This is a genomic window from Sporolactobacillus putidus, assembly GCF_014647035.1.
GTDB classification, from domain to species: domain Bacteria; phylum Bacillota; class Bacilli; order Bacillales; family Sporolactobacillaceae; genus Sporolactobacillus; species Sporolactobacillus putidus.
On sequence record NZ_BMOK01000004.1, the window covers coordinates 281,832 to 294,405 of the forward strand.

Here is a 12,574-nt window from a genome sequence, read left to right on the forward strand (position 1 = left end):
GGTGAAAAAATGAAAAAAGTTATCTTTGTGATATGGCATGTCTCGGGAAAAGGAGGAACAGAGACGGTATTAAGAACTGTCACTCAATTACTGCAACAAAAATGTGATCAGTACCAACCTCAAATTTACGTTTTGGGAGGAACGGAAGATAAGACATGGTTAGATAATATTAAAAGTGATAGTTCTCCTTTCATCAAGAATAAATTTGTTCGCGCCGTTCCCTATTTCTTCTGGCTTTCAAGCTATATAAAGCGAGAGAAGCCGGACATAGTTGTTGGGCTTAGCCCAATGATTTGTCAGATGCTCCATTTCATAAAAAAAATGAATATTGGAAACTTCCCTATTATCTCTTGGATGCATTTTTCATTGAATGCAAATCACATGAAAAAAGAATGGCTTCTAAAAGCTAATCATCATTTTGCCATCAGTACAGGAATTAAAGATCAATTGGAAAAGTTAGGAATATCTGATTCAAAAATACATACTATCTATAATCCGGTTCAAAGAATAAATGAAACTGTTCCACGTCCTTCGGAGGAAACTGTATTCTTGTATATTGGAAGAATAACTTTTGAGGGACAGAAAAGATTGAAAGATCTTCTCTCGGCACTAGCAATGATAAAAGGAAGATGGCGACTAGAAGTAATAGGAGACGGGGAAGATATCTCTTTATGCAAGCATTATGCAGAGCAGCTATCCATTAATCAACAAATTATTTGGCATGGGTGGCAACAGGATCCTTGGTTGATTGTAAGCGAAGCTACCGCATTAGTGCTCACCTCTTCCTATGAAGGATTTGGTATGGTATTGGCAGAGGCTATATCAAGAGGTATCTATTGTGTCAGTTCAGACTGTGAAGTTGGCCCAAACGATATTATCGAGCCGGGAATCAACGGGATACTTTATGATGTTGGTGAATTGAATGTGTTACAAAGAATATTACAGGATATAGTAAATGGAAAAGCATTGCCAGAACAGGAACGAATGAAGAAGACTTTAGAACGGTTTTATTTAGAGAACTATAAGGACAACTTTATTAGCGCATTGAATACCGTTGTTAACAGTTACAGGTATCAAAATTGATCGAATACTTTAATACATCAAAGGGTTGTTAAAAAATATATGATAAATATTAAAGTCAGTGTTATTATACCTGTATATAATAGTGAGAAATTTTTAAGAAAATGCTTAGATAGTGTAGTAAATCAAACATTGAATGATATTGAAATTATTGTAGTAAATGATGGTTCGACAGACAAAAGCTTGTGCATTTTAAACGAGTATGCTAAAAGATATAATAATATCATGCTCATTAATCAAAAGAATTCAGGGCAAGGTCTAGCAAGAAATCGTGCTATAGACATTGCGCGTGGGGAGTATCTTGCATTTGTAGATAGTGATGACTACATTGAACACAATATGTTGCAAATTTTATATAAGGAAGCAGAGACTGGTAAAATCGATGTTGTAATATGCAACTGGAATGGGGTTGATACAGACGGAAATGTGTTAAAAGTATATGACCATCCTGATTATGATCATAAAATTTTTGACAGAAAAGCGATAATCAAAGAGTTCTTAACGAACAAAAACGCTTTAGTTGAAGGCTTTTCATGGAACAAACTGATTCGAAGAAACCTATTTATTAATTATGGTGTTCGGTATCCGAATATTCGCTATGAAGATATACCCGCGATGTTTAGGATATTGACAAAAGTTAAAAAATGCAAGTATATTAATAAAAATTTGTATCATTACGTTCACCATAGCAATTCAACAGTACATTTTAAACAGACCAACAGTACAAAAGACTTTATACGTGCAATTGAAATGGTAAAAGATACTTTGAATGAAGAGCATCTGGAATCTGAATTTGAAAAAGAGTATTTCATTTATTATGGAACAAATTTGCTCAGGGAATATTATCGATCCCAGAAACTAATGAGATCTTCAAAGGAATTAAAAAGACATTTTAAAGTACTGTTAAAGAAAATGACATTGAAAAAATGTTTGATATATACAAGAGGCGAAGACTTTGAGCTTATTTGCAGAGTCATACTCTACAAACTAGGTTTACTCCGCCCTTTTTTATTTATCTATCATAAATTAAAGTCATCTCTTTAATAACAAAGAATGGTCATAAGATCAGCAATAATTTATCGATAGAAGATAATAAATTTTTGAAAAAAAGGATAATATGTATTTGGTATCCATTATTGAGAGGTATAAAAATGAACCAACTTCGCTTATTACAGCCGCTATTTCTAAAAGCATCCTATTTTCTGATCCTTTTTTATTCATTTTGGGGTTTGACTACTACGGGTAATAAGACAGTACTGCTTAAAGCTGTCTTCCTCTTGGGGATGCTTTTATTAGTTCTGGGGTTTTTATTAAATAAAAAATTCAGGACACCACGAATTGAAACCCTATCTATTATTGCAATCTTGGTCATAGCTAATTTCTTTTATTATATGTTTGTTGTCAGCAAGGGAGGTACGAGTTTTGATTACGTCCTGTTGTATACTGTTTTATACTTAATTGCATTAAGCAGTATACAGATTACAGATTTAATTAAGCTCTCTTTTTACACTAAAATAATAATGGCGATTCTCGTTATTATTCTTACTAAGTTTCATCTCATACAGAACTTAGTGATGTATAGAGGAACAACGATTAGACAATCTCTCGGTTTTTATCATCCAAATGATTTAGGAATAGTTGTTTTTTGCCTAACATTGGAATGTTTATACCTTTACCTTAAAAAAATAAATTGGATAGGATTTTCTTTAATTACAGCGGTGAACATACTGATATATTACGTAACGCTTTCACGCACCTCATTTATTTGTTCACTTTTAATCATTGCTTTTGCATTACTTTATAAATATACAGACATACTGAAAACAAATTATGTCAAGCGTATTTTGCTTGGAGCCATTCCTCTCATGTTTGTTTTGGGAGCAGCACTTCCCTATTTCTTTAATAAGAACATAAAATTCTTTACTACACTTGATAACGTAATGACAGGTCGATTTAGCATGGGTCATTATTATATTAATAAATATGGTATTAGTCTATTCGGGCATCCTATTGCTAATATCATTTATTTAAAAAAGATTGGCCCGTATTTGATTTATCAATTAGTAGATTCAGCTTACATCAGAATATTGTTGCAATATGGACTAGTTGTTTACTTAATTATATTCATTGCCCTGTTTTTTAGATGTCTTCAATTAGCAAGTAAAAACTTGGTCTTTGAATTATGTATCATTGTTTCTATTTTAGTGTGTTCTTTCTTTGAGAGAACGACTTATAACGTGTTCATTTTCTCAACGTTATTAGTGCTTTTTATTAATACTGAAACATTGCAGTCTAATAATAATACAAGTGGAATCAATTGATAAACCCGGTTTTTTTATATTGATAGAGTAGAATTGAGTTGCTAAACAAACAAGTTGCATTTGTTGCCGGCTTATTGACTGGTATTTTAAATGTAATATTAACGCTTATAACAAGGAGACAGCTCTGTGAAAAAGATAATAATTGTAACACAGTATCTTTCTGGTTTAGGTGGAACGGAAACGGTTCTTCGAAATGCAGTCATGCAAATAAATAAACGATCAGATGTGTACAAGGCCCAATTGTATTTACTAGGGGGATCTGGTGATACTGAATGGTTAACAGGTCTACCCTTCGATACTTATACTTCTGATCTGAATAACAGGTTGTTCAGAGTTTACAATAAATTTCACGCGCTTTATCAGTATTTAAAAAAAGAACAACCCAGTATCGTCATAAGTATTGATACGAAACTAATCAGAGGTTGTTTTATTTGCAGAAAATTTCTCAAGAAAAAATTTCCCATTATTTCGTGGATGCATTTTTCCCTGTTCCATGAGCCGCTTGTCGATGTGAAATTGCTGCCATATGCAGACTTTCATTTTTGTATTAGCTCAGGTATAGCTAAACAAATGGAATCTTTGGGAATCACTCCTTCAACTTTATATACTATCTACAATCCAGTTTCTTGCACGAGCAGCATAATCACACGTCCAGAAGGTAAAGTGAATTTTATTTATATTGGTCGTATTTGGTTTGAGAAACAAAAAAGGATGAAAGACTTATTAACGGCACTTTCAAAAGTAAGTGGAAATTGGCAATTAAATGTTTATGGTGATGGTGAAGATTCCATAGTTTGTAAAGAATTTGCTAAGCAGGTTGGCATTCAGGATAAAATTATCTGGCATGGATGGGTCAAAGATGCGTGGAGTGATATTAATCAGGCGACCGCCCTGCTTCTGACATCCGCTTACGAAGGATTTCCAATGGTATTAGCAGAGGCAATATCCCGTGGAGTTTATTGTATCAGCTCGGATTGTGAAACAGGTCCGAGTGAACTGATCAAACAGAATGTCAATGGTGAGCTATTCCAGCCGGGAGATTTATCAAGCCTGCAGAAGATCTTACAGGATATGGTCACTGGGGAGAAAACTTTGCCTGATCAAAAAAAGATTAAAGATTCTATAGAATTTTTGTATGCTGACCATTATTATCATCGCTTGTTATCGGTCATTGATGAAATTATTGAAAATTGGAACTTCTAAATTTTTTTTATAAACGAGCGTTTTCAAAGTTTATTTAAATTCAATCTTTGATACATGATTAAGAGTTTAGTCTCAGTTAGAAGGTGTTTAATTGAAATCTTTATTATATGAGCTTAAAATCAATAGCAAAATTAGTGGTTTATTTATTATAACTTATCGATTTGGCAATTTTGTATATTATAAAGTGAAAGTTCCTCTGGTCCGACAACTGTTGATGATGATTTATTATATCTTAGATTTTTTTATTATGAGGTTACTAGGGAATTCCGAAATTCGCGCAAAATGTAAAATTGGAACGGGCCTGAGAATTGATCATCCATATGGTATTATTATACACAATGATGCTACAATTGGAAAAAATGCCATTATTAGGCACCAAGTAACAATTGGATGGAGCTACTCCCGTAAGAATGGCCATGGTGTTCCTGTCATAGCCGATAATGTTGAAATTGGTGCAGGCGCAAAGATAATTGGTAATATTCACTTAGGCAATAATGTGAAGGTTGGCGCTAACGCTGTAGTCGTCAATGATGTAGCAGATTACGAAACTGTGGTTGGTATTCCTGCTCAACCTTTGCCTTCCAAAATCAATCTGGATTAAAAAAGTGCAATGATTTAAATTAAAAATAAAAAATACCACACCTAAAAACCTTAAGTGAATTACTGCGATTTACTGTCCAGATCCCTCTACTATTTGGTAATAATTTAAAAATTTATCATTCTCATATCATAAATGACTACACTTTAAAATAACGCATTCCTAAAATAAATGAAAAATTACTTATTAACCTTTTTTTCACTCCAAATAGATAGTACAATCGTGTTGTGTACTTGAATATTCTTTTTGGACGCACTTATAAAATTACTAAGGAGGGATGCTGCAACTTAATAGAAATATGTGTGGTCGATTATTAGGGAAACTTGCTTGTATGTCATTGGGAATGAGCAATTAAAGGTTGAAAATTCTGTGCTTTGTAACGATCTGTCCATTGAAAAATTAAGCTACGGAGGATTTAGTTGATGTAAAGATAATCTTTAGTATGTTAGGAAGTGTAGAATGCTTTACATAAAATGTATTAAATTTACAATGATAGTTTCATTTACTTTCCTCCTTATTGCTGCTCTAACTTTTTTACTATCTCAACATGCACTTGCCGCTGTTTCTGGAACGTCAGTTAATGAAATAGGCCAAATCAGCGCGTCAAATAGTGACGGGGTTTGGGGCGGTCCATTCCTTGGGTTAAGCACTCCTTATGTAGCACCGGCAACCAAATACAATGGTCAACAAGTACAGATTGTTCAAGAGGCACAGACAAGCTACGGCACGTACGAACAATTCGCGATCAATGGACAGACCGTAGGGTGGCTGGATAAAAGAGCATTCAGCACAATCGGACAAGTCAATTACAACAATTCGGTCAATGAAGTTGGTCAAATCAGTGCGGCAAGCAGCGATGGAATTTGGGGAGCTCCGTTTCTTGGATTAAGCACCCCGTATGTAGCACCGGCGGCCAAGTACAATGGTGAGCAGGTTCAAATTGTTCGAGAGGCCCAGACAAACATCGGAACGTATGAACAATTTGCGATCAATGGACAGACCGTAGGGTGGCTGGATAAAAGAGCATTCAGCACAATCGGGCAGATTAATTACAATAACCCGGTCAATGAAGTTGGTCAAATCAGTGCGGCAAGCAGCGATGGAATTTGGAGTGATCCGTTCCTCGGGTTAAGCACCCCGTATGTAGCATCAGCAACTAAGTACAATGGTCAGCAGGTACAGATTGTTCGAGAGGCCCAGACAAACTGTGGAACGTATGAACAATTTGCGATCAATGGTCAAACCGTGGGGTGGCTGGATAAAAGAGCATTCAGTTCGATTGGCCAGACCTATTACAACAATGCGGTGAATGAGAGTGGGGTTGTGGGAGCGACAAGTAGCGATGGGATTTGGACCGACCCATATGTGGGCGGAGGGACATCATACGTCGCACCCGGAAGCAAATATAATGGCCAGTTGGTACAGATTGTTCGGGAAGCAAGAACCGTATACGGAACGTATGAACAGTTCACCATCGATGGTCAGACAACAGGGTGGCTGGATAAAAGAGCTTTTAGTGTTATCGGGCAAATCAATTACAACAATTCAGTGAACGATATTAGCACAATTAACGCAGCCAGTTCCGATGGAATATGGGGTCAACCCTATCTGGGAGAAGGTACGTCGTATGTAGCCCCAGGCTCCAGGTATAATGGTCAGAACGTACAGATCATCCGGGAAGCACAAACACCCAATGGGACGTATGAACAGTTCACACTTAATGGCCAAACTATAGGCTGGTTGGACAAGAGGGCGTTTGGTGATGCAATTTTATCTCAAAATGCATTTAATAATACTGTACCTGAACAGATTAACGCACTACCGAGCGACGGAGTGTGGACCAAGCCATATTCTGTGGCGGGAGTTCAATATGTGACTTCAGGTACAACGTATAACGGACAGTTTGTCAATATTCTTAATGAAGCTCAAACCCAACATGGGACTTATTATCAATTTGCAATCAATGGTCAGACAATCGGGTGGTTGGATAAGGCGGCTTTCAGAACTAACACAGTTGTAAAATCAGGTATTGATGTAAGTAGCTGGCAGGGTTCAATTGACTTCTCAACTGTAAAACAGGCCGGTATAAGCTTCGTTATTGCAAAAGCAACACAGGGTAGTACTTACGTGAATAATTATTTTTTAAATGACATTAATGCAGCTTTTTCGGTTGGGTTAGTAACCAATGCCTATCACTATTTTACTTCACCAGATAGTATTCCGGGTGCGGTAAGCGAAGCGGACTTTTTTGCATCACAGATAAAACAGGCTAATGTTGATGGATATGCGTTTGTTGATGTTGAAGTAACAAATGGAGCAAGCCGAGACACCATCACAAGTAGTGTTAGCGCATTTCTGAACCAATTGAAACAAGATGGCATTTCAAAACTCGGTGTATACGCTAGTTATGACTTCTTTAAAAATAATTTAAATCTGGCTCAGCTTCAAAATACTTTTCCGGGTTTACTCATCTGGACAGCAGAATACGGCCCGAATTTGGATATGAACGCTGATATTTGGCAGTTCTCGAGTACTGGCCAAGTGAATGGTATACAGGGGAATGTTGATATGAATTATTCTTTCACCAACAGATTCTAAATCTAAACAATATATAATAATTTAAAAACGGAGTGAGGGGTCTAATTTTCACTTCGTTTTTTTGTTTCCAACAAGATAATAGTAAGCGTCAAATCAAGCATATCTTCCACGGCCCAACGGGGAAATGTGATAAGATGACCGAACGATTTTTGATCAGCCTTTTGTTTGATTGTAATATGCTGATTGAACAGGTTTGAAGAGGGCCTAGTGAAGGAGGAGTAATCATTTGAAATTTTACTTTATCAATTGTTTGACTAATGGTACTATCAAATACGGACATGATATTTTAGATCAGGGTCATACAACCCTCCTCCTGATGAAAGTTTTTGATATCGTGTGATGGAAAATTGCAATTTTCGGAAAAATAATAACTATATGGTTTATGCTAAAAAAATAACAAACTCATTGTAGTCAAATGAACGGTTGGGCCATTTGTCATAGAGAGGAATTGAATAATGAACCAATACATCCTGACTTCTATGGATACTGAAAAAAAACATGCCGGTGCGAAGGCGAAAAATGACGTGAGTAAGTTTCTCCATGAGGCCGGTTTTCTAGGCATGTTCATAGATAGTGATATGAACAAATATGAAAAAAGACTATTTTTTAGGAGCAATTTCAGGAAGAAATTAAGCGATCTTAATAAAGGGGACGTGTTGGCGATACAATATCCCTTTTATATGGGGGATTATATCGTTCGTGTGATTATTGAAGAAACGAGAAAAAAAGATATAAAGACGATTCTAATCATTCATGATATTGCTTCTCTGAGATGGCAATTTGATAATGAAGCGGAAATCAACAAAGAAATTAATCTTCTGAACGGATTTGATATCCTTATTGTGCACAATACGTCAATGACGGATTGGTTAAGAGAAAATCACTGTCAAAGACCCATTGTCAATCTGGAGCTCTTCGATTACAGTATTGAAGGCGTTCACGATTTCAGCAAAGCGGATCCTGGCAAAAGAAGGGTCTTGTTTGCAGGCAACCTAGCCAAAGCACATTTTTTAAATAAAATCACACCCCATGATTACAAGCTTGTCCTGTTCGGCAATGGTGTTGATACTGAAGTTCTGCCTGATAGCGTGAGCTACAAAGGTTCGTTCGCTCCGGAAGAATTGCTTGACCATCTTGAGGGAGAATATGGCCTGGTCTGGGATGGGGATGATCTAGAACAATGTACAGGCGACTATGGGAACTATCTCAAGTACAACAATCCACATAAAATGTCCCTGTACATCAGCTGCCGGCTACCCATCATTATTTGGAAAGAGGCAGCCCAGGCAAGGTTTGTCGAAGAGAAAGATATTGGCATTGCTGTGTCATCTTTGACGGATTTAGATAGACGTTTAAGGGACATTACTGAAGAGCGCTATCTTAAGATGCAAAAAAATGTTGCCGAATTATCGTCTAAAACCGAAAACGGCTATTTTATCAAAAAAGCCATTAAAAATGCGATGAAGATATTAAAAAAGCAATCCTGAGAAAAAATTTCGTCTGATCATGTGATGGTCTGGACATCTTGCGCCAAATATCCGGACCGATATCCTTAAGTGAATCGATGGATTAAATGCCGCCTGTATTATTGGTGGAAGGTGAAGAAGCTTAAGCGTTTTAGATACTTACTTTCTGGACATTGATGTTTATTTCATCTACAGGCAGTAGTTACGGCTTTATATCAGGAAGACTTTCCAATGTTTGGCTCCGCAACCATTACACCTTAAAATTAAGGAACTAAAGATTGTCAATATCGAAGCTTAAACTGAATAAATTGCTTGATGAGTTAAAATCATTAGATAGACCATGATTACGAAAAAAAAGGGGAGCTCAAACTTGGGCGATACAATTGCATCGATCATTGTCACCTATAACAGAAAAGCATTGCTTGCCGAAGCGATCAACTCATTGCTTTCGCAAACGTATCCCATTTCAAAAATTATCATTATCGATAACGCTTCCACTGATGGATCGAAAGAATATCTGGAAGAACTTCACTTACTGAATGAAAAGGTGGACTACGTTGTTTTGCCAGAAAATCTTGGAGGCGCCGGCGGGTTTTATCATGGGATCGAGAGGGCGATTGCCGGAAATTTTGACTGGATCAGTCTCTCGGATGACGACGCCATTTTTGACAGCCGTTATTTTGAAGAAATAATCAAGGGTTCGAAAGAAAATCCGCAGGTGAAAGCATTTGCCGGAGCCGTGATGGAACAGGGGGAGCTTTGTCCCCTACACAGAGCAAGGGTTTTAGACAGAATATCTTTTCAGTTCAGTTTCTGCGGTGAAGAGTATTACAAGGGACCTCCCTTTCCCATCGATATCTTTTCATTTGTCGGCTGCGTGATTCATAAATCAATTATCCGGCAAATCGGGCTGCCGGACAAAGAATATTTTATTCGCGGCGATGATTCAGAGTATGCATTAAGAGTTGGAGAAAAGACAGAGATATTGTGCGTTCCTCATGCTGTTGTGAATCATAAAATAAAGCCGAAGAAGGGGAACGGCGAATCATTTGTCCCTGACTGGAAAGACTTTTACGATTTAAGAAATCATTACTTTTTCGCAGTCAAGCATTCTTCGAACCGCTATTCAACGTACCGTTACATCTATGCAGGATTGATCAGAAGGGAACTGGCCACGCTGGTCAAAAGGAAATATGCCGGTTACAAACGCTATCGTCTGCGCATGCTGAACGATATCTTCTGGGCTGTTATGCGCAACAAAAAAGGAAAGAATGAGCGGTATTTGCCAGGAAAATAATGGAATGTACACTATCAAAGAATCCTATAAACGACTGAAACAGTGAATCCTGCATCGCTATTAATGATGCAGGATTCACTGTTTTTCAGACATTGAAACCCCGCCTGACCGAAAGATTTTTGAACCTCGATGTCCTCTGAAGCGCCTATTATCAGTCGAGATATTAATAAAATTTTAAAGTTTATTTTTTATGATGAACTTGTTTCAGAAGCGTATTAAAAAAAAGAATCGTGATTCACAGGCACACGTGGGTTGAAGGTTCGCCTAGAAATTTGACCATAGTTTCAAGGGCGCATTGCCCACCTTTTTTCAGGTCAAATTAGGTATAACGCCCCTATATTACGGCAATCCTCAGATTGTAAACTGAATGTAAAGACATTGGTGCGATGAGGTTATTATGTTCTGCTAAGGTTAATCCGGGTAACGATTCAGCACCACTCATAAGCTTTGAATTATTAAGAAGGAGATCTAAGATGACGGAAATTAGTATCATTGTTCCTGTGTTTAAAGTGGAGAAGTATTTACCGAGATGCGTTGAAAGCATCCTTCATCAGACGTATAAAGACTTTGAGGTCATTTTGGTCGACGACGGTTCTCCAGACCGTTGCGGCGAAATTTGTGAGCGTTATGCGCAAAAAGATAATCGAGTTCAGGTGGTCCATCAGCCCAATCAGGGAACGGGAGCCGCCAGAAACAACGGACTATTCTGTGCTAAAGGGAAGTATGTTTATTTTTGTGATCCGGATGACTATATTGAGCCTAATTTACTTGAAGATAATCACCGGCTCGCGGAAAAATTTAAGGCCAATATGGTTATTTTCGGCTACTACAATGAGATCGTCACCTCATCGGCGAGTGAACGGATACCGAAAAAAGTGCAATCTGCATTTCTAGAGACTACCGCCGATTTCAGAAAACGGTTCGGCAGTCTATTTAAAAAAGAAATCATGTACACACTTTGGAACAAACTGTACAAAAAAGCGTTTCTTGATCGGCATCATTGCCGTTTCGGATCACAAAAGATGGGTCAGGATACGCTGTTTAATTATGGCGTCTATAAACATTTATCCCGCGTTTTTCTAAATAATCACATTTACTATCACTATTATATGAACCGGAGCAGTTCAGCGCTCAACCGGTACAGAAAGGATAAATTTACGATCAGGTATCACGAGAACCTGAAGTTTGAAGAATTGATCAATGAATGGGGCTTTGACGAAGAATACAAAGATCTGATAACGGCTGAATGGATCCACACCCTGTCGGTCGGCATTGATAATCTATTTCATGAGCAGTGCGATTTAAAAGACAGGGAAAAAAGAAAAAAGATCCAGTCTCTTATCAATGCGCCAAAAATTGAGGCCCATTTAAAAGATGTGTCATGGAAAGAGGTTGAAGGCCCCGTCACAACGAAAATGAAAGTTCTGTTATCAAAGAACAAGAAGGTTACGCTCCTGTTCTATTTGCTGAAGCTAAGAAAATCGGTTAAGAGTGCCTGACATTCGATGAAGCCGGGCAAACTTATCCATCTCCCGTCTACTCAAGGTGAAAATCATCTCGAGGCGGGTTTTATTATTCTTACGCCTAAAGTTTTGAAGCGGCAGTGCCATTTGGATAAAGCATCCTATGCTTTTTCAGACGGCACTGCTCTTTTTGTACAGCGATGAGAGAACAGGGCGGCGTTCCGGCCAATAGAACGCTGAATCCGGCCGGAAGCAAGCCCGATTTGGCCGATAGAGCGCCTGACTTGGCCGGAAGCAAGCCCGATTTGGCCGATAGAACGCCGAATCTGGCCGGAAGAACGTCCGATTTGGACTTCTGTCAAGAAAGTGGACACCTAGAAATGAAAGACACTTGTCTCAAAAGCTACCGCGCTGCGCTTGGTCTGGGTTGAGTGACGAGAAGTACAAGAGACTACTTCTCGTCACTCAACCCCAAATGGAGCAATTATGAGACGTCGGCAATCGTCTGAGCGTATTTCTTTTCGAATGCTTCAGGCGAACAGTAACCG

At 37.8% G+C, this 12,574-nt stretch carries 10 protein-coding genes; 9 read left to right on the forward strand and 1 reads right to left on the reverse strand.

All coding sequences use genetic code 11. From position 1 onward, the window contains the following. Positions 1–9 precede the first annotated feature (9 nt). From IEX81_RS06870 to IEX81_RS06910, 9 genes are all read left to right on the forward strand, one after another. Entirely contained in the window at positions 10–1,083 is a 1,074-nt protein-coding gene (locus IEX81_RS06870; protein WP_188802335.1) for a glycosyltransferase, read from the forward strand. A gap of 39 nt (positions 1,084–1,122) precedes the next feature. Then, positions 1,123–2,124 carry a glycosyltransferase gene (locus IEX81_RS06875; protein ID WP_188802336.1) on the forward strand — a complete coding sequence of 334 codons (1,002 nt, stop codon included), beginning with the start codon at positions 1,123–1,125 and terminating at the stop codon, positions 2,122–2,124. A 107-nt stretch (positions 2,125–2,231) separates the two neighbouring features. Further along, positions 2,232–3,401 (forward strand): hypothetical protein, encoded by a 1,170-nt coding sequence (locus IEX81_RS06880; protein ID WP_188802337.1) that lies wholly within the window; start codon positions 2,232–2,234, stop codon positions 3,399–3,401. A 126-nt stretch (positions 3,402–3,527) separates the two neighbouring features. After that, on the forward strand, positions 3,528–4,604 hold the full coding sequence (locus IEX81_RS06885) for a glycosyltransferase (RefSeq protein WP_188802338.1): 1,077 nt from the start codon (positions 3,528–3,530) through the stop codon (positions 4,602–4,604). A gap of 91 nt (positions 4,605–4,695) precedes the next feature. Then, entirely contained in the window at positions 4,696–5,205 is a 510-nt protein-coding gene (locus IEX81_RS06890; RefSeq protein ID WP_229727503.1) for a serine O-acetyltransferase, read from the forward strand. A 456-nt stretch (positions 5,206–5,661) separates the two neighbouring features. Next, on the forward strand, positions 5,662–7,800 hold the full coding sequence (locus IEX81_RS06895) for a GW domain-containing glycosaminoglycan-binding protein (RefSeq protein ID WP_188802339.1): 2,139 nt from the start codon (positions 5,662–5,664) through the stop codon (positions 7,798–7,800). A gap of 455 nt (positions 7,801–8,255) precedes the next feature. Then, positions 8,256–9,287 (forward strand): sugar transferase, encoded by a 1,032-nt coding sequence (locus tag IEX81_RS06900; protein WP_506003410.1) that lies wholly within the window; start codon positions 8,256–8,258, stop codon positions 9,285–9,287. 349 nt (positions 9,288–9,636) lie between these two features. Beyond that, a complete protein-coding gene (locus IEX81_RS06905) occupies positions 9,637–10,563 on the forward strand; it encodes a glycosyltransferase family 2 protein (protein ID WP_188802341.1) in 927 nt (308 codons plus the stop codon). A 473-nt stretch (positions 10,564–11,036) separates the two neighbouring features. Continuing rightward, positions 11,037–12,062 carry a glycosyltransferase family 2 protein gene (locus IEX81_RS06910; protein WP_188802342.1) on the forward strand — a complete coding sequence of 342 codons (1,026 nt, stop codon included), beginning with the start codon at positions 11,037–11,039 and terminating at the stop codon, positions 12,060–12,062. 125 nt (positions 12,063–12,187) lie between these two features. Here IEX81_RS06910 and IEX81_RS06915 read toward each other — a convergent pair whose 3' ends face one another. Beyond that, positions 12,188–12,388: a hypothetical protein gene (locus IEX81_RS06915; RefSeq protein WP_188802343.1), complete on the reverse strand. Its 201-nt coding sequence runs from the start codon at positions 12,386–12,388 to the stop codon at positions 12,188–12,190. Between the last annotated feature and the right edge of the window lie 186 nt (positions 12,389–12,574).